This window comes from Bradyrhizobium sp. 6(2017), assembly GCF_011058295.2.
Lineage (GTDB): Bacteria > Pseudomonadota > Alphaproteobacteria > Rhizobiales > Xanthobacteraceae > Bradyrhizobium > Bradyrhizobium septentrionale.
The window spans coordinates 2,101,675-2,126,385 of the sequence record NZ_CP049289.2 but is presented as its reverse complement, the minus strand read 5'-3'; the positions used below and the strand labels follow the sequence as shown (position 1 = coordinate 2,126,385).

Genomic DNA, 24,711 nt, shown 5'->3' with positions numbered 1-24,711 from the left:
AGTTGCCGGAATATCTTTCTAGATATCTGAAGACAAGAGAGTGAAATTGAATTTCCAAGAGAAAGTCGGTCACATCGATCGGGACGAGGTTATCCCCCTACGCGTTGAGCAAATTGAGAGCAAGATAACGCCGGACCCGGTTTATCCGCTGGCTCATGCCATTGACGTTGCACGGATACTGGAGGAACACGATGGCGGCTTCATCGACATGATCAATCGGTTCTTTGACCTCAGGGACGACGAGGTCGGTCGGAAAATGCCACACGGACGAGGACTCGTGTTTGCGCGTCGCATCGGCGCCGTCAATGAGTGCATCGCTGAGACCTCTGCAATCCTCGGTAAGATCGGCAAGCCGTTTCCGCCCCGCGACAAGGTGCACATCGATGTCGGTTGCGGCATGGGCTTTGGCATGGCGGCCTCCTCCAAGAGTTATTTTGGACAAAATGTGATCGGGATCGATCTTGCCCCGCATTATCTCGTAATGGCAAAGCGGCTACTTGCCGAACAAGGCGTCGAGGGGGCGAGGCTAGTTTGTGGCGACGTTTGTGACGGTTGGCCGATCGAGCTCGATGACCACAATGTCGGATTTATTTCGATGGAGGGCGTACTCGAGCACATCAAACGCCTTCCTGAATTCTTCGCAAATGTACGCAAGCTGCGGAGCTTTCCTTCGGCGATCTATTTGACGGTACCGTATCGCTGGACGTTCCAACCTGAGCCCCACTTCAACGTCCGAGGAGTCGGACTTATGCCGCGCTCTTTACAGGACCGCTATGTTGCGTGGCGCCTCGGAGAAAAAGAGATCGACCACGTCGAGCAGTATTCCGTCAATTCTCTGCGGCGAATGCTGGCGTCTCACGTTGAAGACCGCACCCACATCACGCTGAACTCCACCGAGCTGCTCAAGGCACACTACCTCAAGTGTGTGATCTACATTGAGAGCGCGGCAGATTTCAGATGAACGAAACGCGGCATTCTGATCGATGCGCTTTACGCCAGAAAGTTGCAGAAGCGCCCAATTTTGGGGAGCCGCGCCTCGAGTTCGATATCACCCTCGCCCACTCCAGGCGCTACGGGATCAACCAGAAGACCGTCGCGAAGTGGAAGCAGCGCGAGACCGTCGCCGATCGTTCGACAGGCTCCGGGAAGCCAAGTCGACAATCCTTTCCATCGAGGAGGAGGCGATCGTCGTCGCCTTCCGGCGGCATACGCTACTGCCGCTCGACGATTGCCTCTATGCCCTGCAGCCGACCATCCCGCATCTGACGCGGTCGTCCCTGCAGCGCTGCCTTCAGCGCCACGGCATCAGCCGATTGCCGGAGGTTGAAGGCGGTAAGCCTTCGAAGAAAAAGTTCAAGGCTTATCCGATCGGCTATTTCCACATCGACATCGCTGAACTCCAGACTGCCGAAGGCAAGCTCTACCTCTACGTCGCAATCGATCGCACCAGCAAGTTCGCCTTCGTGCAACTGGTCAAGAAGACGGGAAGGACCTCAGCCTCGGCCTTCCTCGAAGCTCTGATCGCGGCTGTCCCCTACAAGATCCACACGGTTCTCACCGACAATGGGATCCAGTTCACTTTCCCGCCGCGCTATGCGGACGGCCCGGCGGCAAGATACGTGACGCATATGTTCGATATGCGATGCCAAGGATCGAACATCGGCTGACCAAGATCAAGCATCCCCGGACCAATGGCCAGGTCGAGCGCATGAACCGCACGATCAAGGAAGCGACCGTCCAACGGTACCATAACGATCGACACGATCAGCTCGAAGCTCACCTTGCCGAATTCATCACCGCCTACAACTACGCCCGGCGCTTGAAGACCCTGAAGGGCCTCACACCTTACGAACACATCTGCAAATGCTGGACTTCCCAGCCAGAAAGATCCAGACTCAACCCGCTCCAGCAAATGCCGGGACTAAACACCCTCGTCCTGTCCCCGCGGTCATGCGCCAACATCAGGCCGGGATCTACTGTCTAAAATGACGGGGGACGTTGCAAGACAGCGCACAGCGCTACCGGCACGCTTACCAGAATCAAAAAGCCAAATCAGGTAGGTTCGCTCTTGGATGCCGTCGGTTAGAGTTGCTTCTTTTTGTAAGCTCAAAAGGAGGGCAGTGTGAGTGAAGAACTATACGACGGGATGCTTGACGCGATCCCACCAAATCCCGCCAGGGCAAAGAACTACGTAGAATTGCTCGCGCTAATGAAGGAACAGCAGAAGATCGCCGAGCGCGGCGTCCGCCAATCACCTGATGATTTCTGGATGGACCAAAAAGGTCCAGTCGTTGCTCACTGCGCGCGAGCGATCGTTCCTTCTGGAGCCCCAATACTACCTTCCGGTCCGCAGGATCCAGACATCCCGCATGCAAATCGTTTAAATCGTCTGATCAAGATTCGCGTCCACCGACAAGGCCTCAAAATGACGAACGGATTCAACGGCTGAGAGTCGTCAGCCTAAGGTCGCAACCTGGGCCAGACACCTAAGTCGGCCGGTGCGGCGATAAGGTTCAAGGGCAGACATGAAAACTCGCCACTTGCGCGCCGGCTATGGGCGTCCGAAGATATTTCTATTTCAAGCGACGACTGGATGGGTTCGTCCAGGCTCTTCTTTTCGTCCAAAGCCAACTTTCAAGTTCAGCAATTTGGATCGAGAATGATTGGGGAATTTGGCATCCTGAGTATGATCTCGGGATCCGCCCTGGCCTTGTACGCACGTCGGCATCGATCGAAGGTCTTGGAGGCATGCGCTGGCGCACTGCTAATTCTTGGCCTCGCCTGCTTTGGCGCGTCACTGCCGGAGTGAGCATCCAATCTCGCGGAACTAGGCGTCTGCTCGCGCGGCAACAGAGCGCATCCCGGGTCGCACACAACTCGCGGCCGCGTCTATTATCCAGGTCGGCCGCGAGTTGCTAGAGAAGATGGTGCTTGGCCATTGCAATTTCTTGCCGTGGATTTAATCTGAGTTGGAATGACGGATCAGACTGCGCGAAACTATATGCGCGTCGCAACAGAGTTCGGGCCGATCCAAAAGCGCGCTTGGGATTTGCGCTTCAAGGCGCTTCTCGCCGTGTCTTATGCTCAACCAGAAGCGAGTAGAAGAGCGCGGTAAGATGGAAGGAATCGGCGGCTCAATATCGGACGAGTCGCACCTTTTCTTGTCCGTTGCAGGCACGATGAAGATTTCCTCAACCGCCGGCCCCCAAGAACGGCCCAGCGAAGAGGCACACGCTGGAGCCTGAGCAACTTAGTTGCTTGATCCGAAACCCCGCGCAGCACAGTTCCCCTATTGATTGGGGGGTACCGGAGTCCTACGGCGGCGGCGTGCGCCCTCCTCCATATTCAATCCAAGTCAGGATTTTGCATTTCCTTCCTGGGGCTAGAGCCAACGCCGCCCGCATGCATTTTGAGCGGGCGGCGTTGCGTTTTCTGGTGCTTGCTACAAACAAACGTCGGAGTTCGATCCATATCAGTAACAGCGCGTTGCTGAACCAAGGGGCAGCTAATCAGCCTTCGCCGTTTGCGGTCCTGGGGCGACTGCACGGTCCGAGCAGGTGACACTGATCCCGACGGTTGCCCGCTAGTTTGTGCCGCGCGGTTGGAAAGGACGCCACTTGCGCGACATCGGCGGATCATTGCGATCACCGTATATGGCCACAAGCTCGCCGGCCTTTAGCCGAAGGCCCTCTAAATCGGCCTCGCCGAGTTCGGAATTCGCGATCGTTGCTTCACCCGCCCTAGCCGCCAGCGATACTTCCACGGCATCCGTCCGATCAGGCATTGCGACGGCATATACGACATATCGAAGCTTGTCGTTCTTGACGACGACGATCGAAACCATCCACCCTGCAGCCATCTCAGTGTTCATCCGGTATTCAAGTTAGCGATCACTTTACGCGTCCATCCGCTGGCAACCAGCTCCCAATAATGGGGAGGCTACAAAACGGCGGGGCGGCTGAGACGGTAAAATTATCGATCGCTAGGGATGGCAAGGTCGGCGTAGGGGATGTCCCGATCGGTGTTGAACTAGGTCGGGCCAACGTTGCCGGAATGAATGTTACGCGGCCCTCGACGTGGGCAACGGGGTTGATCGTCATGCGATCGTGGTGAGCTTGAAGGGCCGCACGCAGAACCGACAATTGCTTATGCGCCTTCAATCGTCGGAAGTCCTTGTTGGCCTCGATCATGCCGGCCGCGCCCCATCGCAACGCCATACCGGCATCCCGCCAGCGTTCGGCGTTGCGCGTGACGCGGCGAATGGTGCCCATCATGTTCTCGGCGATGTTGGTACAAGCGAGCGATCGACGAAGCTCCTTCGGCAGCTTCAACCGGACGACAGTCAGGATTTCGTCGAGGCCTTCGAGGATGCTGGCCGCTACGCCGGGGCATTGCTGGTCGAGTCGACGCGCGAGATTGCGGATCAATTTTTCAGCCTTGTCGGCGTCATCGAGCTCCCAGGCCTGGCGCAGCACCCGATCTTTCGGCAGGCGTTCCATGATGTTGCGCGCCTTGTGGATCTGGCAGCGCTGGATCGCAGCGGCCGAACCGAAGGTGCGGCGGATCGCCTTCGACAACGCTTTCACGCCGTCGGCGATGAACAGTGTTGGCACCGTCGGGTCGAGCCCGCGCGAGACCAGGTTGTCCAGCAGGGCCTGAACCGTTGCGGCATTCTGGGTCGCCCCTTCCACCAGCGCCAGCGGATGCTTGTTGCCTTCGCCGTCAACCCCGATCGCGGCGACCAGCACGAGATCGTCGCCGAGATGCATCCCGTCGATTTGGACCACCAGAAGGTCGAGCGCGGACAGATCGGCAGCCATGAAGTCAGCCAGCCGCGCCGCCGACAGCGCTACGAACCTCCGCGAGGCCGCCGACTTCGAAACCCCCGGTCCGGGCGGTGCCGGCACGTGACCTTCGGGCAGCCGGACAGCGCGGCCGAACCGGCGCGTCGATACATTGATCAGCATCAGGTTCATCGCCCAGCGACCGAGCCAGTCCTCCTGCGCCGCCGTTTCCCAGCTCGGGATCGTGACCTCGCCGCCATCCACGCCCCGGACCCGCGGGCGCTCGACCTCGATCTTGCCGCCGTGGAAACCGATCCGTCCCTGCGTTCGGCCCCAACGGTGCGCCCGCCGCGCCGCATCGCGACCGTGGCGCGGCCCGCAGGCCGCCGTCACATCCGCCTCCATCATCGTGCCGAGCGCCTCGATCCCTGCTGCAAGGCAGAACCGATCGAAGCTCGCCCGCACTTCCGCAAACGCTTCGTCCACCGCCCCGGTCGCCGGCCAACCAGCCGGTGTGATATCTCTCGTCATGGCGTTGCTCTCCTTTGTGGAATCAGCCCCCCGAGCCTACCGGCTTAAGGTGGGCAACGCCGACCTCTTCAGAAATTCAACAGAACCCGGGCCATCCCCGTCGGCGGAGCGAATAGCCACATTTTCCGCTACGATCAGAAATTGCTTTCGCCTCGTAGCGCGCGCGCCTCCGACAATTGCGCCATTGCGCTGGCGATGTTGGCTTCGTCACTGTCAGCACAGAACAGCTGCCCGCTGAAGCGAGCTTCCGCGAACGGTCCCGCCATCGCGATCAAGGCTTCCGTCTCTCGTCGACACGAATACGGGCGTGGGAGGGAAGTACATTTATATCGGGCATACTCTAGGCGACAGTAATCCGGTGACGTCGACAATTTCATTGCATATGACGAAGCGCAAAGAAACCCGCCCCCCGGTTGGCAATGGACCGGTCAAGATCTGAAGGAAGGAGCAGGTGGGAAGTTCATCTACATGGTCTGGAAAACGACGAGTCGAGCAAGCGACCCATCACAGCCCTGCTACTGCTTCCAACCGAGCAATCCAAGTCGCCTGCTATCAGTGGGTATGAGCCGATCAGTCAAGACCTAAATCAAGGTGCCGGGGGCTCATTCATCTGACCGTATTACAGCACGACCGTCCCGATGCAGAAGAAGCAAGAAGCCGTACTTTCAAAACAGTAGACGAGCCAGGGCCGCACTGGCGCCCGCGCTGCGGCTAGGCTCGGCGGGGGCCCAGCTTTGCAATTGGTTCGATTCGGGCGACACTGGTCTCATGCGTTACCCGCGAACGATGGACGTCGATTAATGTGCATGGCGGTTCGCCAGACACTGCTAAGCAATCAACGAACTCGCGGCTTGGCCTCTCTCCCGCTCATAGTCCGGGCCGGATGTGCAGGATCAATCGGAAACACTCGCCTGAAATCAAAGCTAGCATGGCAGAACTTATGCGCTCGGGTAACCGACGGGCAGATCCGCAGATTGCACATGGTTCGAAGCCACTCAAAGAAGCACAAGCCTTCAGCTCGACGGCAAGCTGCGACAAGCCATTCCAGCACACACAGGTGCGGCCATCATTCGGTTGGCATCCGTAAGCGGGATTCGCAAATGGAACGATATGGAATAACTCGGCCAATGGCGGAGCCCACAGCCAATCAGGCCAATAGAGCTGAGCTTGCGTGTCTGCCGACTAATCGCGGCTCGCTCGACATGCCAAGGCCGCTTCCTGAAGAAGCGTCATTAGCGATTGCCAGCCATGCGTGCCGAAGCTGAAGCCACCGCCATAGTAACCATAACCGCGATCGTCGTAGCCAGGGCTGCCGTGACAGCCGTAGCTCCGGCGCATCACATAGCCGTCGTCATAGCCGTAATAGCGCTGGACGTAGCGGGGCCCGCGGGTGGAAGCAGCGGCCGCACTCGTTGCGGCGTATGCGTCGTTTTCAGGCCACGGCTTTGAGGGCTTGAGCGCGGTAGGCCCAGGGCAGTAGCTGGTCGATGTCGCGGTTTGGATGCCCGTTGACGATCCTTGTCAGGACGTCGGTGAGATACGCGTCGAGCGCGTCGGTGATAGCGGTCACGAGATCGCTGGAAATCAGAACCTGACTCAGCGCCGCATTGGTGTGGAGGTCGGGGGGCCCACGGAAGCTAGGGTGGTGGCAACGTCGGGGTTCCCGCTGAGCTGCTGGGCGATCTGCACGTCATCAGGGTTCAACGGAGCGGTTGCCGAGCCGAACCTGATGTCCTGGCGCACGCCTGCCTGTTCGGCCGCGTGCCTGCCCCACGCCGCGGCCTAAGCCTTGAGCTGAGCGATGTCCTGATCCGTGAGCGTCTGCTTGTTCCGCAGTGGGCTCGGCAAGCCGGCTCTAGCCGGCCGTGTACTGGCCGCACCGGTGCCGCGCCCAGCGTCTTGGCTTGGATCCGTATCGCGTCAGCCTGCTGCTTGATGCCCGTGATCCCGAGGGCTGCCTTTTCAGCGAGGCACCGTCTTGGGTAAACAGCTACGAGAAATCGGTCGAGTATTTCAGCGCCTGGTTTAGGCCCGCCGCCCGTGAGTGCACCGCGGTAGCGCTCTCGTCTCGTGAAACGCCTTTGTACTGTCCTGACGCCTGGAGCAACTGAACGCTCAAGATGCTGAGGCTTGTGCGCTGCTCGGCCATCTCCTTTCGTCAATTGTTATCGCCTGTGCCGCGGCGGCGACGCGCGCCCTTCGATTTCGTTCGTTGCAACTTCAGACACTTTCGTCCTGGGCTGTGTCGACCTCTTTCTTCCGCCCGCCGACACCACTACCCTCCTCGTTGTGTTATGTCTCGATGATCACCTTCAAGGCCCCGGTCTCTGCCGCACGCGAGAACATGTCGTAGGCCTCCATGATCTCGTCGAGCTTGACGCGGTGTGTAATCAGCAGCTTCGGTTCGATGCGGTGGGAAAAGACCGTCTTCAGCAGCATGGGCGTCGAGACAGTGTCTACCAGCCGCGTGGTGATCGATATGTTCTGGGACCAGAGCCGTTCCAGATGCAGATCGACCTTGACGCCGTGTACGCCAGCGTTTGCCACGACGCCGCCCGGCGAGACGATGTCGGTACAGAGTTTGAAAGTCGCCGGTACACCGACGGCCTCAACGGCAGCATCCACGCCCTCTCCCCCCGTGAGCGCGCGAACCTTCTCAACTGCTTTGCCGTCGGCGCTGTTGACCGTCTGTGTTGCGCCAAACTGGCGCGCAATGGCGAGACGCTTGTCATCGACATCGATCATGATGATCTCGGCAGGCGAGTAGAATTGTGCGGTCAGCAGCGTAGCCAAGCCGACGGGGCCGGCACCGACGATGGCGACGGCGGAGCCGGGCGAGATCTTGCCGTTGAGCACGCCGCACTCGAATCCGGTGGGAAGGATGTCGCTGAGCATGACGAGAGCTCCCTCATCGACCCCATCAGGCAAATGGTGGAGACTGGTGTCGGCATGCGGCGTCCGGACATATTCGGCCCGCGTGCCGTCGATCTTGTTGCCGAGGATCCACCCGCCGGTGCGACAGTGCGAATACATACCTCTCCGGCAGAAGTCGCATTTGCCGCAGGACGATATGCAACCTGGTCAACGACGCCCACGCCCTCATGGCCTAGAATTCGGCCGGGCTGACAGGTCGTTACATCGCCCTTGAGGATGTGGAGATCAGTGCCGCAGATCGTGGTTTTCACGATCCGCACGATGGCGTCTCCGGATTCCAGGATGGCCGGTTTCGGTCGCTGCGCGAGAGACTTTTTACCGGGCCCCTCGAAGATGAGCGCTTTCATTTCGCATCACCTCCTTGCGTATTCAGTCCGCCGGTTTTGCCTCGGGCAATTGCCATCGTCGCCCGGTAGAGCCGAACCGTGTAGTTCCAGACTTTGGTGATCGGCAGGCAGTTTTGGATCTTGCCGTCGTAGCCTCCAAACTGGCACCGCAACTGAGCCGTCCGAGCCAGCCGCGCACTGAGCTTGCGAACGCATCGGTGGTCATGCCGGCATACGGCACCGCCATTAATCTGCACCAGGCCCTTCTCGCCGCTGGCGGCAAGCGCCCTGCTGTCCTTCTCCAGAATCGCTTTGAACGGCTGCCGTGGAAGAGCGCGCGCTCGACCACGCTGATCTCGGCGTCGAGTACAGGATCGTGGGCAGCGAGCCGCAATGCCTCGATCGCATGCGTGGCGCGACCGGTTCGAACTGTTGCAGCCAGTCGCGCGCGAACACGTCGCGCAATACGCCTCACGACCGGCGTGCGCCGGACGTACCAACCGGCGATGCGCCGCTCGCTGACGGGTTTGCCTCGATATGCAGGTCACCGCATCGAAATGCGTCACGTAGATTCTTTGCGCGCCGACGTCTGAAGCGACGATTGAGCGGGGTAGAGCATGAGCCCGTCTCGGACAGCAAATTTCGCCGGCGACAACAGCATCGTCGGAATGCCCTCGGTCCTCGATAGTGACGGTTCGCGCCACGGCATTCCCGGTCTCGAGCTGATCCGACGAGCGATTGATGGTCAGCGCGATCGACAGACTGCCTGCAGCGAGGAAGGGCAGATCGGATGCCACATGCGGGATGAAGGGCTGAAATGCGATCCGGGGGAGCGTGAGCGTTGCCTCGCGTGTGGCCGGCGGATCGACCGCGTATTTGGCGACGATCGTCAGACCAGAGATCGCATAACTGCCCGGCTCCTGCGGATGGATCGCGAATTCGAACCGGACGCCGCCATAAGTGAGGCCGTCGCGCTCTTCGCTCTCATTGGGGCTGCGCAGCAGGCGCGTCAGGGCATTTGACGGTTGGAACTCTGGCAGCTTGGGCGGCGCCGTCATGTAGTTCGGCGCCAGCACCTCGATCCGCTGCGTGGCGGCCTGTCTCACCACGACGCAGGGCGGATCGAGCGTCACCCGCAGGATCGGCTCGGGCGTGTTTTTCTGAGCGTGGGCCGCGCATGGCGCCAGCGAGCCAAGCATCGGGGCTGCGTTAGACAGCGGATACCTCATTGCTTCGCTCCCGCCGGCTGCGTCGCATCCTGGGGGGCATATTTCAGCTTGAGGACATCAGCAGGCGTGGCCTGAACCTGTCCAGGCTTCAGCGGCGCGGGACGTGGTCAGGTCTGCCGGTGTAACCTGATCTTCTGGCCGCCCTTCTGGGCTGGGTCGATCCGACGGCCTGCCAAATAGTCAAGCCCCTCATCGACGACAATTGCCGCAAGCGATCAACTACCAATGCTCGCAATTGACCTGCTGATGGGGCATGACGACCCTAGTTAATGATCGTCACTGAAAACTGTGCCGATCCGGCTGCATCACATGCGTTGAGGCATAAAGTCATCATCGGCCGATGAGCACGAAAAGGATATGGCTAAAACACACTTGGTATGTTTCCTTCAACCAGTCGAAGGGGCCAAATCGATACCCCATTCGAGAAACCAGAACCTTTCCAAGTGAGGCTGACGCGAAGAGATTCGCGGACGAACTGCTGAACAGTCCACCCGCGAGTTCGACTACCATACTGGCTGGCACGATAAACCCACATTATCCAAGGCGCGTAGTCGGATCGAGCGACATAGTACGTTGGATACGTGGTCGCAACTGACATAATCGACATTCATTCGATCCCCATCAGAAAATAGTCTCGAGCGCTTCAGATTTCTGTGGGACGCCGATCGTGAGACTACGATCCACTACCATCTCTGAACCGGTAATGTAAGAGGACTCGTCGCTGAGTGGGAACACCACTGCCTCAACGCTGTCTGCTCGGCCGTTAACGACGGGACGAATGCGTTTCCGGTCCCTCTAATCTTTGGCGCCCCGAATGCATCGTACCGCGCCGGAACCGAGAGCGGCGGAAGCGCGCGGGTAGGCTTCGACTAGAGCTCGCCGGCCAGGCAACCCAAGGAATCAAAGCGCGGATCTGATCAGCAGCATCTCCGCGATCGTCGCATTTACCGGAGAAGCGCGCCACCCTCGATATGCTCATAGAGCCGCCAGCCCACTGTCAGGAGCAAGCGTGAGCCTCGCTGCGCTCAGCTGAGGCTGAGTTAACGGCTCGGCAGTCGCAATGACCGACTTTGCCAACCACCAGTACACGGAGCGCATATTATGTCGCATATGGCGAATGGGAAAATTCTGGATCGACGAAGGAGAGCGGCGAACTTTGGATGCCTTGGGCCGCTCCTCAGCGAGGCATCTCGCCAATAACATCTCGCCCGATCTCCGTGCCGACGCTATCGAGCACCGCGACGCCATGGTCCCACCTCCGCCGCCGCCGACGATGAAATCAGGGCGAATTGACACCATGACTCCCTCGATCTCGATAGCCTCGAAGGTTGGCGCCGCACTGGAGCGCTATGGGCCGGTGATCCATCCCGGACTCGTGCAGCGCAACTAGCAAGCGCTCTTCGGTCTCAGTCCAGCTATTGAGTCCGTTCGCACGCGTTCGTCCCGTTCCGCTTCCGAAAAATCATCGCTGATTGCCGGAATGTACACATGCCCTAATTCTCTCCGGCTAGGGCGAGACAATGAAACGGGCCGCGTCACGCCAACGGCCCCTTATGCCGGTAAAAACCTGTTCGAATAGCCGTCAAGGTCTAGCAGGCTGTTGAAAAAGGTGCTCGCCGCCGACCAGCGACCGTGATTCATTGGCTCTGACGAGATTCGGAGATGGTGCGTGCGCGGCGGCGACAATCGAACGGGCGAGCTGTTCAGCTACGTCGATCTGGAGGCGCGGGTGCGGCGTGACCATCCGCTGCGAGCGATCCGGACGATCGTGAACGAGGCGCTGTCGACGCTGGAGCGCGAGTTTGCCGCGCTCTATTCGCCGATTGGGCGGCCGTCGATCCCGCCGGAGAAGCTGCTGCGGGCGATGCTGTTGCAAGCGTTTATTCGATCCGCTCGGAGCGGCTTTTGATCGAACGGCTGGAATACGACCTGCTGTTCCGCTGGTTCGTCGGAATTGGCGTCGACGACGGAGCCTGGGACCATTCGGTGTTCTCGAAAAACCGCGATCGGTTGCTGGAAGGCGACATCGCGGCCAAGTTCCTCGCGGCGGTGCTGGCGCAGCCCAAGGTGAAGAAGCTGCTGTCGAGCGATCACTTCTCGGTCGATGGTACGCTGATCGAGGCCTGGGCCTCGATGAAGAGCGTGAAGAGGCTCTGGCGCGCCGCCGGCGCAAGGCGGCGGGCGCAATGCCGAAGCGGACTTCCATGGCCAGAAGCGCTCGAACGACACCCATGCTTCGACCACCGATCGGGATGCCAGGCTTTACCGCAAGGGAAAGGACAAGGAAACGAAGCTGTGCTTCATCGGGCATGGGCTGATGGAGAACCGCCACGGCCTGCTGGTCGACGCCCGCCTGACGCGGGCCGACGGGCATGCCGAACGGGTGGCCGCGCTGCACATGATCGAACCGCGTGCCGACCGGCCGACAGCGATCACGCTTGGTGCCGACAAAGCCTACGACGCAGAAGACTTCGTCAACGAGCTGCGCTCGATGAACGTGACGCCGCATGTTGCGCAGAACACCAGCGGCCGCAGCTCTGCGATCGACCGGCGAACGACCCGGCACGGCGGCTATGCCGCCAGCCAGCGCATCCGCAAGCGGATCGAGGAGGCATTCGGCTGGATCAAGACGGTCGCCGGGCAAGAGAAGACCCGCTTCCGGGGCCGTGAACGCGTCGGATGGGCCTTTACCTTCGCTGCCGCCGCCTACAATCTGGTGCGGCTGCCAAAGCTGATCGCGGAGGCCGGCTGATGGCCAAGGTGCCCGGCTTCGCCAAGGCCTTTGCTGGCCGTTGGAGCATCGTCGAAATGGACAACTGGGACGGCGACTTCCTCGACCTCGTCGAACAGGCGCATCTCACCTTCACGGGCAAGTCCGACGGTGAAATTGCCTTCGGTGCGCGAAGGGCTTCCTCGATGTCCGCTACGGCGCGCGAGACGGTTCGGCCTGCGCGGAGTTCTCATGGGAAGGGCACGATGAGAATGACCCCGCCTGCGGTCGCGGATGAGCTATGATCGGCACTGCGGGCAGGCTCGTCGGTCACTTCTACATACACAATGGCGACAATTCAGCCTTCGTTTGCGAACGCGGCTGAGTTCTTCAACAGCCTGCTAGAACATAAGCTCAACCAGCAGCACTGCGCCGGCAATACTCAGAAGTACGATGATGAGAGTCCAATCGCGGTGTTCCTCCGTCATGGTCCCACCTTGAAAAGGACGGTCGCAACGCCCCGGAAAGAGCACCAAGCCGTGGTAAATTGTTCCACATCATCAAAGCGAAGAGTCAACTTCGCGGAGCCCCGAAAAGAAGAGGCTACACGCCGAGGCCAAATTGTCCTCATCACGAGAAGTAGGACGCTCACCCCAACTTACGCTGACGATCAGCGCGACGAGCGATATCCCCGCTAAGCCTACAAGAAAACTCGACGCCATCAAAATCGGTCCAGAACATAATACTCACCATTACATGTCGGATCAGGAGAGCGCTTCGCGTATGTCAGTCAGCGGCAGTGTCCTATGTGGACGCTTCAAAAGAACGGGCCAGTACCTCTGGGGGCCTCTAAGCCCGAACGGACAGCATTGCGGTGGCAACGTGCATCCCTACTCTGACCGCGAGTGAGCCGTTCTCGGCGCGAGCGTGACGTGAGATCGCTACGCAAGCGGGTCCGGCCCACGGAGCCATATGCCTAGCGTTCTGTCAGCCCCATCAGAATGATTTTGGCGCGCGTCGAGACGGCTAAGTAGTGCTGCGCGGCTTTGATGGACTTGTGTCGCGCGGGATCATTCTGGCGATGTGGGATCGGCTAGTCTAGCATCCGCTGGAACCGTGCCTGCGCCACGCCTGCACTCGACGGAGACGCGTCAGGATCGCCGGCCGTTCAACGCTGATCCGCTTCTCGCTCGTCAAATCTGCCACTCCTCTTGAGGTTGCGAGCCTAAGGGAGCCGGCCCTTCCAACCTCCCACTATTGGTAGGTGCGCTTTGCGCTTAGTGGCGCAGAGTGAGCTGGGGCAGTCTCCATATCGGATTGCACACATGGCAGCAGGTTGGATGGTTTCAATTGGCTACATAGAAAGCGGCCAACTTCGGCACGTAACGTATGCGGTCGCGGTGGCTAACGCCACCGAAGCCATCAAGGCTTCACTGGATGTCGGCGCCGCCCGATTCTCATTGGATGCCGGTCTCGGCGGGGTGGCCTTGGCGAATTCTGAACTCAGTCTACAGCAACTGGATGATCTCGGCATGGTGAAAGGCGGGATTTGTTCCCTATGGGACGACACGCATGATTGGCTGATCTGGCCCCGCCAGCTCCATTAAGTTTGATCAGGGAACACGATGACTCGGCAAGGAGCGATAGTTCGCGGTCTACCGGCAATCGGGCGCGGTGTCCGCTACGGCGCGCGAGACGGTTCGGCCCGCGCGGAGTTCTCATGGGAAGGGCACGACGAGAATGACCCCGCCTGCGGTCGCCGATGGGCTATGATCGGCACCGCGGGCAGGCTCGTCGGTCACTTCTACATGCACAATGGCGACGATTCAGCCTTCGTTTGCGAACGCGGCTGAGTTCTTCAACAGCCTGCTAGGTCGTCACCGGATACGCCTCGAAAGCAAGAGACCTGATCAACGGACTGGCGCACGCGGCCCCGACCTCGCGGCTAGCCCCGTGTCACGGATGTTCGATGGCTCTGGCAGAGGCTCGTTAGCTCGTAGGCCAATGCCTCACGGAGCGGCAGGATGGACGGTTGGTTAGTGACGGTCGCCATCAAGGAAGACGGCGATGACGACGACGACGGGTACAGGCACATAACTTACGCGGTCGCAGTCGCAAACCCGAGCAAAGCCGCAAAGCTGGCCATGAGAGATAGCGTCGCAAAGGGCGCAATGCTTAACCGTCCGCTCGAAGCTGGAATGTTGCAAAGTCTCGGCTTGGAAGCTGGCGAACTGGCCGTGGTTCACGACGATGACATTGATCCAATCACCTCACGGCCTCGGCATCATTAGCCAACGTCTGATTTTTCATTCAACAGCGTCGGATTGGAAACATGCATGTCCGGAAGCTCCACGAGCAGTTAGCTGGCGCGTTGTGAAGAAGCGAGTCGCTTGCTCCTCTCCTCTTTGGCACCCGAGTTGTTGACGCCCGCGAAGTGTGATCGCCAAGATAATAAAATGCCAACAAGGAGAGGAGGAAACATGGGCGCGGTGAAGACGGTTTTCATCGTGGGTGGCGGAATTGGCGGCTTGACGGTGGCCCATGCGCTTCAACAGATCGGCGTATCCACCAGAGTCATTGAAATGGGAGACAAGCGTGACCGGATCGGCACCGGTATTACGCTGCTGGGGAACGCCTTGCGGGCACTCGCCGAACTGGGATTGGTGGATGCGTGTCTTGAAGGTGGCCTTGGTTGGGACATCGTGTCGGTGCGCGATGGCGCAGGAACGATTCTGAGCGAACAGTCCACCCCAAGAATTTGGGACGCCGATCGTCCTGGCGCACTGGGAATCATGCGGCCACGTCTGGGACAGATCCTGGAAGACTTTGCGACGAAGGGCGGCGCGAAGATTGATTTCAACACAACGGTCACCCGAATTGATCAGGACGATGGAGGGGTGACGGTTCAGCTATCGAACGGCGAGACGGACCGCGCCGACCTGCTGATCGCTGCGGATGGTGCCTATTCCAACATCCGCCAGAGCATCTTCGGCGAAGAGTTCAAGCCGCACTACGCCGGTCAAGGCGTATGGCGTTATACGGTTTTTCGCACCGAGGCGATGAATGGCTTCGTCCTATATCGCCTTCCGACGGGCCGGGTAGTTGGCGCGCTGCCGCTATCGAAGGAACTGTGCTATCTGTTCTTCTTGGAACGCACGGACGAAAAGCTTCGTATTCCGCAAGATCAGGTGTGCGACTATCTCCGTAAACTGCTCGCCCCCTTTACGGCGCCCGAACTGGTCGCGGCTGCCAAGGTGATCGGCGAAGACAGGCACATAAGTTACCGCCCATTTGATGTCTTGATGATGCCAGCCCCCTGGCACCGTGGCCGTGTCGTGCTATTGGGCGACGCGGCCCATTCGTTGACGCCGCAAATGACATCCGGCGGCGGTATGGCAATCGAGGATGCACTGGTTCTTGCCCAGGAACTGGATCGCAACAACGACTTGGAGACTTCGCTCGTGACCTATTGCCGTCGGCGCGAGCAAAGGGTCAGTCGCGTATACGACATCGCATACGCCATTTGCCGGGAAGAGCGCAAACCGGAGCATGGCCGGGACCATTCGATGGGCCTTCTTCGTGAAGGCTACGCGTTTCTGGCTACGCCCGTCTGATCGGAAGCAGGCGAAGTCAGCTGGGAAGGGACGGACGTCGATTCCGCGGTGGCAGGGCCACGTCCGTGGACCGAACGCAAACTCCGTACTCACTTCGGCCCACAACAAGTATGTCACGAGAGGGGGAAATGTATGACAAGACAGGCGAGGTCGCTGCAGGGATGGATTTTGACATCTGCCCCATGGATGACGATTTTTGGAGTGGTTCTGTATCGCAAGTCCTGCCGTTTATGATGAAAGATCTTGCGCAGAACCCGGAAGCGCAAATATTGGTTCCGACGGTGCTTGCCGGGTCGGCGGTGATCATCGCGATCCTGTCGCCATTCGTAGGCGTTTTGGTCAAGCGCGTTGGACGCAAGAGTGCTTTGATAGCGACGCGATCGCGGAATCGGCGCCGGTCTGGCTTAACGACATCTATCACATCATCGCGAGCCGTATGATCGTCGGCGCTGCCGAGGAAACGCGCCCTGCGTCACGCCTGTATGGAACGAAGGCGCGGGAGGATTGCCGGCCGCTCTTCAACACTGACCCGCTTCTCGCTCGGCACTCCCAGTCGCCTCCTCTTGAGGCTATGAGCCTATCGCAACTCCCGGCTCGTGTGGAAGAGGTTCCCGGGATGATACGGATTAATCAAGACCGGCCGAATTCGACAACGAGGGATGGCTCGATTAGTATTCCGGACCAATCTCGCCTGCGCCTTTGTTGAGCCTCCGATATGAAACGACCGTTGATCGCCGCCGCGGCTCCTCCTCCTGACCGATTCGTCTGTGAATGCCCAAAACGCACTAACTGACGCGGAACGTGGAGAGCCATCCACAAAGCGCGCGAATTTTGTATCGAAGCTCTTGGCCGTGACCGCCGTCGAATATTTTTCGGAAACAGCGACACCGCCGACGCGTTTCACGCACAGCTTAATGAGTGCGCAATGCGCATGATGCCTCGTTACCTGCCTCCCGCGAGCCGTTGAGGCTAGTCTAGGTATGTTTCTTGTTTGCGTGCAGCCGCGCTCGGTTGACGGCATGCATGCCCGATGGCTCCGAATTTGCAGGATCATCGGTCCGAGCCGATCTCACATGGCGAGGGCTGCTCCCGAGGTGCAGCAAGGAGGATGGTTGGATAGTGACTGTCGCCATCTTCAAGAAAGACCGCGACGACGACGAAGACTTCAGGCATGTAACTTACGCGGTTGCAGTCACCGATCTGGCGGAAGCCGTGAAGCTGACCCTGAAAGACTGCGGCGCAAAGGCCGCAATGCTAAACTGCCCGATCGAAAAGGAGCAGTTGCAAAGGCTCGGCGTGGAGCCCGGCGAGCTGATAGCTATACACGATGACGAGGTTGATCCAATCATCCCGCGCCCCAGACGCCACTAAGGCGCACGTCTGATCTCGTTCAGTCGCGTCCGGTTCATGACATGTACGTCCGGAAGCTGCCACCACAGTGCAGGTAGTCAGTCTGCACGAGGTGTGAAAGGAAGCCGTTTTGCGTCTCTGCAGCGTGACCGTCAGGCACGCGAATTGCTGAGCCCTGTTGGCTTGGTTGCTTATTGATGACCCTCGTGAGACGGCCAAGTCTCCACCAGCAACTTGTGCGGGCGGCTCCTTCCGCCGTCCGCACGCTTTTCATTGATCGCCCTAGCGCCGCGCTTCGTGTCGATCATGACGCGTGGAGAGGCTGCGCAGCTTTTCGCCTCTCTTGGATCGTGACTGTCTGGCACGCGAGTTGCTGAGAGACGTTTGGACTTGGCTTCCCATACTTTCGCACACCCCCCATGAGATGGCCAAGTCCGCGCAGCCTTAACTAGCGCGAGCGGCTCCTCCAGCCGCTCGCGCGTCTTTCCGTAGCATCGGCCTAGCGGCGCGGCGTGGAGATCATGCTATGACCCGTGAAGAGGCGTTGAAGAACGCCATTGAGGCACTCACACAGTGGTCCCAAGGGACGGTCGCAACAGCTGTCGTGCTTGCCGCGATCGCGAAGCTCGAACAGACTAGGCCGCCGCCCAGACGGCCTCGAAAACGGAAAGTCACTTCCTAGGCCAGCGCTCACGATCGCTGGAGGCTGGTGCAATGGACAGACCACATTTATACCGGCCTTCGAGGCTGCTATTCGTCTGCCGATGAGGAGAGGCGCACATGAACATCAACCCAGCTTCTCGAAGCTATAGCATTCTCATCGCAGACGCGGCCGTATCTGTCGTTAATACGGCTTGCACAGCATGGCGGCTGTACGTCCGGACCGACAGAGAAGGCACAAGTGATCGGACCAGAAACGAAAGCGAAGAGATCGACCAAAACGAAAGCCGGCGCAGTGGCCGGCCCCGTAAATCTTCAATAGCTTGATGTGCTCAACGGAAGTACATCATAATCACTTCGATATCCGACGTGATGCGGGGCTGACGGTCATTCAAGTGAGTGTCCACAATGCGGCGCGCAACCAAGTGCGTAACGATATATCCAAGATCGCGGGCCGCTGAGAGAACGGTCCAGACCTCAGCTAGCTAGGTGTAGCGCTTGGCGTTCTGGCGTGACGGACATACCCCTGTCCTCCTCAAGCCGAAACGACACGGACGGGAGCACCGGATATCGTCGCCTCGTATTCACCAAGAACCGGCCATCAATTGACGCTCCTATGTGCTCTTCGATGTATTGAACGAGGCCGGCACGAACCGCCTCAATGAACTCGGTCGCCGTCTGTCGAATGATCTCTTTGCTCTCCATCTCCCCCCCCCCGAGGTATGCCGAGATGCTTTGAAACGCCGCGCCCAGCGTGCCGCCGAGCGAGGAGACGATGGCGAGCGCGATCCCGGCGCAGAGGATCGAGTACTGGATCGAGGTGACCCCACGCTGATCCGGGACGAAGGGCAGGATCACGGCTCCCAGGTTCGGCATCCGCAGCGGAAGACGTTGCGCAAGACGATGGCGATCAAACGCGATCACTTCGCAGTCGTCGTCCGTCACTGGGTTGTCGTGCATGTGGTCGATAGCATCGAGGTCGATGGCTTCACTGCTGCGGGCCGTCTCGGCGACGACCAACTCGATTTTCTCGCGCTTCAGCGCAGTGAGCCGCTGCGCCTCCGCAATCAACGTGCCAGCCGCTCGGTCATTTGCGGCCCTCCACGATACGCTCAATGAACTTGACGAAGGCGACCTGAACAGCCGGCTCCAGGTACACGACGTGATCGCATTCAGGACGCGGTGCACGAAGCTGGATTTCATCTCGATCTCGATTACCCCGGAGAGCTTGGTGTCGCCACACCGTGAGCAGCCCGCGGGCAACGCCATTGCACCGCGCCACCTCGGAGATGTTCGCCCCCTCCTCGAAGCTCTCCGCTACGATCCGGGCCTTCTCTTCGCCCGTGCATCGCCGCCGCTGTCCGGTGATCACCTCGACCCGACGATAGGAATCACCTTCCTGCCTGGCATGAAGCATGGTATTTGCCATCGTTGCACCTCCACCGATCAGCTCATGCCAGGCTGTATCGCAGCCGAGCCTCACGATGGCGAGGTGGGGGCCTCATGCCGGTTACGTTGATCCAACCCGATCGGTCAGGGGATGCGGGGCCTTGGGCGACGTAACACGACCTGCGACGAAAATTCGTTGCGATCGAAGGTGCAGATGCGCTTGCGCCGCCCGCCCCTATGTCCCTATGTCCCCGCACGTACGATCTGGGGAATGGCGGCGCAAGAGGACTGGCCCCTGGGCGATGAGGCTGATGCTGATGAATTGTCGACGCCCTACACACAAAGATCCGGTGCGATGATCGATCGTACCGTACCGCGCTCGTTGCGGAATCAGCAACAAGAGGTCTGCCCAAAGACTCTTTGTGCTTTTCAGACGAGAGCTTGGCCAACGATTTCACGGTCCGAGACTTTGATACCCCGATGCGGTGAGACGCATGTTGCCCGGCAGCGCACGCCAATACCTAGCCAGGCCTCCAAAGCGATCGTCAGTCTCTGGAGACAAATCGGCGTCGGTCTGATTCGCTACGGCAGGTTCTGCGATTAGTAAGGCTACCGATACACCGCTAACCGGTGCCTTCTCCCAAGACTTGGTAGGTTGAACTTAGTTGGACAGCGCCCTCTAATGACCAAAGATCAGGCGACCTGCAAGCCGAAAGGCGAGCCCAAGTTTGCCGGAAACGGCGTGGAGTTTCGGCGAACGTCTCTTCGGGCGATTTTGACAATGGAAGCGGTAGGCCACACGATGCTCCGTACTCTCATTCTAATTGCCTTAACGTTTCGTCACGACAAGATCGAGCGCTCAGGGTACCGACGCCAACCCTATCTAAGTTGACCAAGGTATGGATTGGACCGCGGCAGCGAGAGCGGATTTCTATTCGCGCGATCAGGGTTCGCGTTCGATTTCGTTATCTTGGATGCAGGCCCTGAAGCAAACGAACGGACAGCCGTTCCTCGCGGATGGCTTGTCACGGTACGGGTATCTACGGAATCCTGCAAACACGGCCAACCTTCCCGTCGGCTTTCACGCTTCTGGCCCTCAAGACTTCCAGGTCGTCGGAATGACCTGCTCGGCATGTCACTCGCGCCAGATCGAAGTTGACGGCAAGGTGTATCGGGTGGATGGCGGTCCGGGGTTTGTAGACTTCTACGCACTGCTTGGCGATCTGGACAAGGCAGTCGGCGACGTGATCGCCAGCGACAGCTCGTTCGCTCCGTTTGCTGCAGCTGTTCTGCGGTCCGCAACGCCGGATGCGGCCGATGTTGCGGATCTTCGTCGACAGTTGGCGAGGTTCTGGGGGTATTCGCTACGTTCGAGCCGAAGCGTCAGGGCGCGATCATCAATTTCCTCGACAATAACTCCGCCAATTTCGACGGCCTGAGCGAGCTTGAAAACTTGGTGAAGCGAATCGGCCCTCCGAAATGGCCCTGGAAGATTGACGCTGCTTTAGCCCCACGAGGCAAGGCTATTTTTGAAAGGGATTCCGCTGAAGGGGGATGTCGCGAATGCCACGGGATTGAAGACGGAGAGCAACGCATTCCATTCATCAAAACATGGAGGACTACGGTCCAGAACGTTGGTACCGATACACGAGAATACGACGTCCTCGCCTGGAAAGCGAAGACGGGCGTGCTGAAGGGAGCGTACATCCCTTCGCGACCGTCCCACTCAAGGAGAACGATGAGGTCCTTAACATTCTTGCGAGCTCGGTCATTGGTTCGATCGCAGAACACCTGTTGGCCGGCGCCGCGCCTTCCACTAACGCACGGGTGGCAGCGGCGCCAGACCCGGGATCGTCGGACACACCGGATTCTCTGGGGCTGGTGCGACTACCACCAACGCTGCAGGATTTGCTAACGGCTTTCGATACTGCCAGCACCTCCGAAGCAATCAAAAAGGCCAAGCGGCAGGGAGCAGAAAGAGCATCTCGGAGTCGGCTCCCTCCGTGGGGCGCCTACGAGGCTCGTGTTCTGCAGGGTATTTGGGCCGCCGCACCTTATCTTCATAACGGCTCGGTCCCTACCCTGGCGGAATTGCTCAAGCCATCAGGGGAGCGCAAATCGCAGTTTAGCGTTGGACGGAAATACGACATTGAAAACGTTGGTCTTGCTGCCACCCAGGAGCCGCTGAGCGAAACTCTGTCCGTCACGGATTGTAGTAATATCAATTCTGGCAATAGCCGATGCGGACACGAGTACGGGACCAGTTTAAGCGACCAAGACAAAAGGCGTTGCGTGAATACCTCAAGACACTGTGACCCGCTCCGGCGCTCCCTCTTTGACCGGTTTCCAGCATGCTGTCGGTCACAGTATGCTCGCTTATCGGCACGAGCCTTGAAACGGAGATCTGATCCAGCACAGCTGCTCAAGGAAGCGCAAGTGATGGCTTACAAATTATCGCCTTTCTAGTCGCCCGTTAAGAAGCTTCCAGGCGACTGATCTGGAATCGTAATTTGGCTGGAATGACGTTCTGAGATTGCAAGGTTTTGGTGTTTTGTGCATCGGAAGCTTGCAATTTCGTTTTCGAGATTCCCTCGACGGGCGAAGCATGATTCCCTGTCCGCATCGGAGGGCACGATGCGGCCGAAGAAGCACAAAACGACGGGAGCGAACGATTTTTTCCGGGCGCGGCTCGACCAGATCATCAATCTGAAGCACGAGCTGGTCCGGCTCACCGGCAAGATCGATTGGGACTGGATCGACGGCGAGATCGCGCCGCTCTACAGCGAGAACGGCCGGCCGGGGATTGAGACCCGCTTCGTGATCGGGCTGTTGTTGCTCAAGCACATTTACGGGCTGTCCGATGAGGGGGTATGCGAACGCTGGGTCCACGACCCGTATTTCCAGTACTTCACTGGCGAAGAGTTCTTCCAGCACGCATTCCCGCACGAGCGCTCGGACCTGAGCCATTGGCGCAAGCGGCTCGGCGACAGACTGGAACTGCTATTGGCCGAGAGCCTGCGGGTGGCGCACGACGTCGGCGCGTTACGCGGCAAGGACCTTGAGCGGGTCACGGTCGACACCACGGTGCAGCCGAAGGCCATCACCTTTCCGACCGATGCCAAGCTGCTGCATGCGGCGATCCAGGGGCTCAACCGCCTAGCGAGGAAGCACGGAGTGCGGCTGCGGCAATCCTATTCTCGGATCGCCAAGGCCACCGCGATGATGGCGGGACGCTACGCCCATGCCAAACAGTTCAAGCGGCACCAGCGGCAGTTGCGCATCCTGCGCAGCCGCCTGGGCCGGATCATCCGCGACATCCGCCGCAAGATCGAAGGCCAGGATGCGCTCGAAGAGGCGTTCGCACTCCCGTTGAGCCGGGCCACGCAGATTCGCTCGCAGCAGCAGCGCCAGCGCGGCTGGAAGCTGTATTCCTTCCATGCCCCCGAGGTGGAGTGCATCGGCAAGGGCAACGCCAGCGCGCCTTACGAGTTCGGCGTGAAGGCTTCCATCGTCACCAACAACCGGCCTGCTCCCGGCGGCCAGTTCGTGCTGCACGCCAAGGCGCTGCCCGATAACCCTTACGACGGTCACACCCTGCGGGACGTCATCGCCCGAACCGAGACACTCACCGGCTGCGCGATCGAGTGCGCCTTTGTCGACAAGGGATACCGCGGCCATGACGCACAGAACCCGCGCCGCGTCTTCATCTCCGGCCAGAAGCGCGGCGTCTTCGGCACTATCAAGCGCCAGCTGCGGCGCCGCTCCGCTATCGAGCCCGTGATCGGCCATTTGAAGGCTGACGGACACCTCGGCCGCTGCTACCTCAAAGGCCGCGCCGGCGATACCGCCAACGTCATCCTCTCCGCCGTCGGTTACAACTTCCGCCGCATCCTCGCCTGGCTAAGGGCTCTTTGGTACCTCTTCCTGGCTGCCTTCTTCTCAGTCACCAGCCACCGCACACCACTCAAATCGGCTTCTTAACCGACGACTTTCTACCGTATGCGTCGCTTGTGCATACGAAACGAGGTTCTACATGACACCAATCTCAATGCCACATCACAAAGAATGCCTTCGCTGTGGTTCTGGGTTAGTCACCCGCGAGTGGCATGAGCGCGTCAATGCAAACGAAGTTCAGGATCTTTGGCGCTGCTGGAACTGCAAACACCAATTTATCTCCGTCGTCACTTCTCACGAAAGGAGCCGTCAGTCGCTGAGATCACAAAACCATTCTTTACGAGCCTGCTCGTCTGAACCAATGACGCCCGAGCAGGTCGACCTTATCAGGTTATCGTTTGACGCGATGTGGCCGATCCGTCGCGACCTCGCTGACCTGTGCTACAACAGGTTCGTTGAACTAGCTCCTGATGCAAGAGATATATTCGGCGGCGATATCGAGCAGCAGCGGATGAAGGTGCTGGATATGATCACCGCGCTGGTCGCCTCGCTCGACGAAAGACCGATGTTCCAATCGCTGATCACGCTTTCAGGTCACAAGCACGCCAGACTTGGCGTTCAGCCATCGCACTTCGTCGCAATGGGCGAGGCGTTGATGTGGAGCTTTGATTGCAAATTCGGCCCTTCTTTCACCCCCGAGCTGAGGGAATCGTGGCGGACGCTTTACGCCACCGCCCAGAACGAGATGCTGCGCGCGGCCGGCCGGCAGAGTTCGTTTTGACAACGGCGGGCGAGAAGCCTAATTCGTGACCCAATCGTGGATCTCCGGTCGGCTGGAGACACACGAAAAAACCTTGTCGCGCGAACAGTGCTCGTGCTCCTGAGCTGACGTTCCGAGATTCGCTGAATTGGAAACTCACGCAAACGCGCTTCGATGAGTCCTGCGGAGAAATGAAATCCGCAACTACTTGCCGATCGAATATTCGATCTCGACTTGTGTCTCATTTACACCTACTTTGGGATCGGCGTGGCCGGTTGTTCGCGCAATTCCCCGAATGCTAGCTAGCGTTCCCGTACCTTCCGTGATGTAGGCGACAGTCGTGTTGCTAAGCTTTCCCAGCCCGGCGCTATGAGCAAGCACTGTCCCGCGGGTAAAGAACTTGTCGCCATTTTCGACAACATAGACATTGTATATGCTGGGTATATGCTGGCAGTGCCATTATTGTCGACGTAATCGGAAACGCAACGCGTCCACGTTTCCTTGATCTTCAATCCATTGACGACAGGGGC

At 59.2% G+C, this 24,711-nt stretch carries 17 protein-coding genes and 6 pseudogenes; 15 read left to right on the top strand and 8 right to left on the bottom strand.

Annotated features, from left to right (window positions below; genetic code table 11):
* Positions 1-40: 40 nt before the first annotated feature.
* From G6P99_RS10150 to G6P99_RS10140, 3 genes and pseudogenes are all read left to right on the top strand, one after another.
* Entirely contained in the window at positions 41-961 is a 921-nt protein-coding gene (locus G6P99_RS10150) for a class I SAM-dependent methyltransferase (RefSeq protein ID WP_029085100.1), read from the top strand.
* 101 nt (positions 962-1,062) lie between these two features.
* Positions 1,063-1,984, top strand: a pseudogene (locus G6P99_RS10145) (IS481 family transposase); the annotation flags it as partial.
* A 138-nt stretch (positions 1,985-2,122) separates the two neighbouring features.
* Positions 2,123-2,449 carry a hypothetical protein gene (locus G6P99_RS10140; RefSeq protein ID WP_165128027.1) on the top strand — a complete coding sequence of 109 codons (327 nt, stop codon included), beginning with the start codon at positions 2,123-2,125 and terminating at the stop codon, positions 2,447-2,449.
* Positions 2,450-3,583: 1,134 nt separating this feature from the next.
* On the opposite strand, the gene G6P99_RS10135 is transcribed toward G6P99_RS10140, so the two are convergent.
* The 6 genes and pseudogenes from G6P99_RS10135 to G6P99_RS10110 all read right to left on the bottom strand — a co-directional run bounded on the left by G6P99_RS10135 (position 3,584) and on the right by G6P99_RS10110 (position 9,804).
* Positions 3,584-3,871, bottom strand: a complete 288-nt coding sequence (locus G6P99_RS10135) for a hypothetical protein (protein WP_029085284.1) — start codon at positions 3,869-3,871, stop codon at positions 3,584-3,586.
* A gap of 202 nt (positions 3,872-4,073) precedes the next feature.
* Positions 4,074-5,315 (bottom strand): annotated as a pseudogene (locus G6P99_RS10130) (IS256 family transposase); the annotation flags it as partial.
* Positions 5,316-5,449: 134 nt separating this feature from the next.
* On the bottom strand, positions 5,450-5,590 hold the full coding sequence (locus G6P99_RS10125) for a hypothetical protein (protein ID WP_156929095.1): 141 nt from the start codon (positions 5,588-5,590) through the stop codon (positions 5,450-5,452).
* A 1,157-nt stretch (positions 5,591-6,747) separates the two neighbouring features.
* A pseudogene (locus G6P99_RS10120) lies at positions 6,748-6,855 on the bottom strand (transposase domain-containing protein); the annotation flags it as partial.
* Between the two features lie 752 nt (positions 6,856-7,607).
* A pseudogene (locus G6P99_RS10115) lies at positions 7,608-8,596 on the bottom strand (zinc-dependent alcohol dehydrogenase family protein).
* Positions 8,593-9,804: a protein BatD gene (locus tag G6P99_RS10110; protein ID WP_165123023.1), complete on the bottom strand. Its 1,212-nt coding sequence runs from the start codon at positions 9,802-9,804 to the stop codon at positions 8,593-8,595. Before G6P99_RS10110 ends, G6P99_RS10115 begins: the two are co-directional and overlap by 4 nt.
* Before the next feature lie 1,060 nt (positions 9,805-10,864).
* Here G6P99_RS10110 and G6P99_RS10105 point away from each other — a divergent pair.
* The 8 genes and pseudogenes from G6P99_RS10105 to G6P99_RS10070 all read left to right on the top strand — a co-directional run bounded on the left by G6P99_RS10105 (position 10,865) and on the right by G6P99_RS10070 (position 17,499).
* Entirely contained in the window at positions 10,865-11,194 is a 330-nt protein-coding gene (locus tag G6P99_RS10105) for a hypothetical protein (RefSeq protein ID WP_156929097.1), read from the top strand.
* Between the two features lie 279 nt (positions 11,195-11,473).
* A pseudogene (locus tag G6P99_RS10100) lies at positions 11,474-12,556 on the top strand (IS5 family transposase).
* Positions 12,556-12,899, top strand: a pseudogene (locus G6P99_RS10095) (hypothetical protein). The pseudogenes G6P99_RS10100 and G6P99_RS10095 overlap by 1 nt, the downstream one beginning before the upstream one ends.
* A gap of 940 nt (positions 12,900-13,839) precedes the next feature.
* Positions 13,840-14,121, top strand: a complete 282-nt coding sequence (locus G6P99_RS10090; RefSeq protein WP_156929153.1) for a hypothetical protein — start codon at positions 13,840-13,842, stop codon at positions 14,119-14,121.
* 417 nt (positions 14,122-14,538) lie between these two features.
* On the top strand, positions 14,539-14,805 hold the full coding sequence (locus G6P99_RS10085) for a hypothetical protein (protein WP_063619010.1): 267 nt from the start codon (positions 14,539-14,541) through the stop codon (positions 14,803-14,805).
* 189 nt (positions 14,806-14,994) lie between these two features.
* Positions 14,995-16,128, top strand: a complete 1,134-nt coding sequence (locus tag G6P99_RS10080) for an FAD-dependent oxidoreductase (protein ID WP_029085130.1) — start codon at positions 14,995-14,997, stop codon at positions 16,126-16,128.
* 128 nt (positions 16,129-16,256) lie between these two features.
* Positions 16,257-16,568 (top strand): hypothetical protein, encoded by a 312-nt coding sequence (locus G6P99_RS10075; protein WP_029085131.1) that lies wholly within the window; start codon positions 16,257-16,259, stop codon positions 16,566-16,568.
* A gap of 679 nt (positions 16,569-17,247) precedes the next feature.
* Complete coding sequence (locus tag G6P99_RS10070; protein ID WP_224496559.1) at positions 17,248-17,499, top strand: hypothetical protein; 252 nt, start codon at positions 17,248-17,250, stop codon at positions 17,497-17,499.
* A gap of 1,116 nt (positions 17,500-18,615) precedes the next feature.
* Here the strand turns inward: G6P99_RS10070 and G6P99_RS10065 are convergent.
* Both G6P99_RS10065 and G6P99_RS47510 read right to left on the bottom strand, forming a co-directional pair.
* Entirely contained in the window at positions 18,616-19,209 is a 594-nt protein-coding gene (locus G6P99_RS10065; RefSeq protein WP_165123022.1) for a Flp family type IVb pilin, read from the bottom strand.
* A gap of 16 nt (positions 19,210-19,225) precedes the next feature.
* Positions 19,226-19,567 carry a transposase gene (locus G6P99_RS47510; protein WP_371261266.1) on the bottom strand — a complete coding sequence of 114 codons (342 nt, stop codon included), beginning with the start codon at positions 19,565-19,567 and terminating at the stop codon, positions 19,226-19,228.
* A gap of 859 nt (positions 19,568-20,426) precedes the next feature.
* Between G6P99_RS47510 and G6P99_RS10055 the strand changes: the two genes are divergently transcribed.
* From G6P99_RS10055 to G6P99_RS10040, 4 genes are all read left to right on the top strand, one after another.
* Complete coding sequence (locus tag G6P99_RS10055) at positions 20,427-20,966, top strand: hypothetical protein (protein WP_156929127.1); 540 nt, start codon at positions 20,427-20,429, stop codon at positions 20,964-20,966.
* Between the two features lie 172 nt (positions 20,967-21,138).
* Complete coding sequence (locus G6P99_RS10050) at positions 21,139-21,993, top strand: hypothetical protein (RefSeq protein WP_334261979.1); 855 nt, start codon at positions 21,139-21,141, stop codon at positions 21,991-21,993.
* Between the two features lie 168 nt (positions 21,994-22,161).
* Positions 22,162-23,508: an IS5 family transposase gene (locus G6P99_RS10045; protein ID WP_165128025.1), complete on the top strand. Its 1,347-nt coding sequence runs from the start codon at positions 22,162-22,164 to the stop codon at positions 23,506-23,508.
* 274 nt (positions 23,509-23,782) lie between these two features.
* Complete coding sequence (locus G6P99_RS10040; protein ID WP_029085235.1) at positions 23,783-24,202, top strand: globin domain-containing protein; 420 nt, start codon at positions 23,783-23,785, stop codon at positions 24,200-24,202.
* Positions 24,203-24,711: the final 509 nt, after the last annotated feature.

Bases quoted from the DNA above. Each gene is read 5' to 3' on its own strand.
- G6P99_RS10055 (WP_156929127.1), top strand. From the start codon at position 20,427: ATGGATTGGACCGCGGCAGCGAGAGCGGATTTCTATTCGCGCGATCAG.
- G6P99_RS10080 (WP_029085130.1), top strand. From the start codon at position 14,995: ATGGGCGCGGTGAAGACGGTTTTCATCGTGGGTGGCGGAATTGGCGGC.
- G6P99_RS10110 (WP_165123023.1), bottom strand. From the start codon at position 9,804: ATGAGGTATCCGCTGTCTAACGCAGCCCCGATGCTTGGCTCGCTGGCG.
- G6P99_RS10045 (WP_165128025.1), top strand. From the start codon at position 22,162: ATGCGGCCGAAGAAGCACAAAACGACGGGAGCGAACGATTTTTTCCGG.
- G6P99_RS10040 (WP_029085235.1), top strand. From the start codon at position 23,783: ATGACGCCCGAGCAGGTCGACCTTATCAGGTTATCGTTTGACGCGATG.
- G6P99_RS10090 (WP_156929153.1), top strand. From the start codon at position 13,840: ATGGCAGCAGGTTGGATGGTTTCAATTGGCTACATAGAAAGCGGCCAA.
- G6P99_RS10085 (WP_063619010.1), top strand. From the start codon at position 14,539: ATGGACGGTTGGTTAGTGACGGTCGCCATCAAGGAAGACGGCGATGAC.
- G6P99_RS10135 (WP_029085284.1), bottom strand. From the start codon at position 3,871: ATGAACACTGAGATGGCTGCAGGGTGGATGGTTTCGATCGTCGTCGTC.
- G6P99_RS47510 (WP_371261266.1), bottom strand. From the start codon at position 19,567: ATGGCAAATACCATGCTTCATGCCAGGCAGGAAGGTGATTCCTATCGT.
- G6P99_RS10050 (WP_334261979.1), top strand. From the start codon at position 21,139: ATGGAGGACTACGGTCCAGAACGTTGGTACCGATACACGAGAATACGA.
- G6P99_RS10105 (WP_156929097.1), top strand. From the start codon at position 10,865: ATGACCGACTTTGCCAACCACCAGTACACGGAGCGCATATTATGTCGC.
- G6P99_RS10075 (WP_029085131.1), top strand. From the start codon at position 16,257: ATGTATGACAAGACAGGCGAGGTCGCTGCAGGGATGGATTTTGACATC.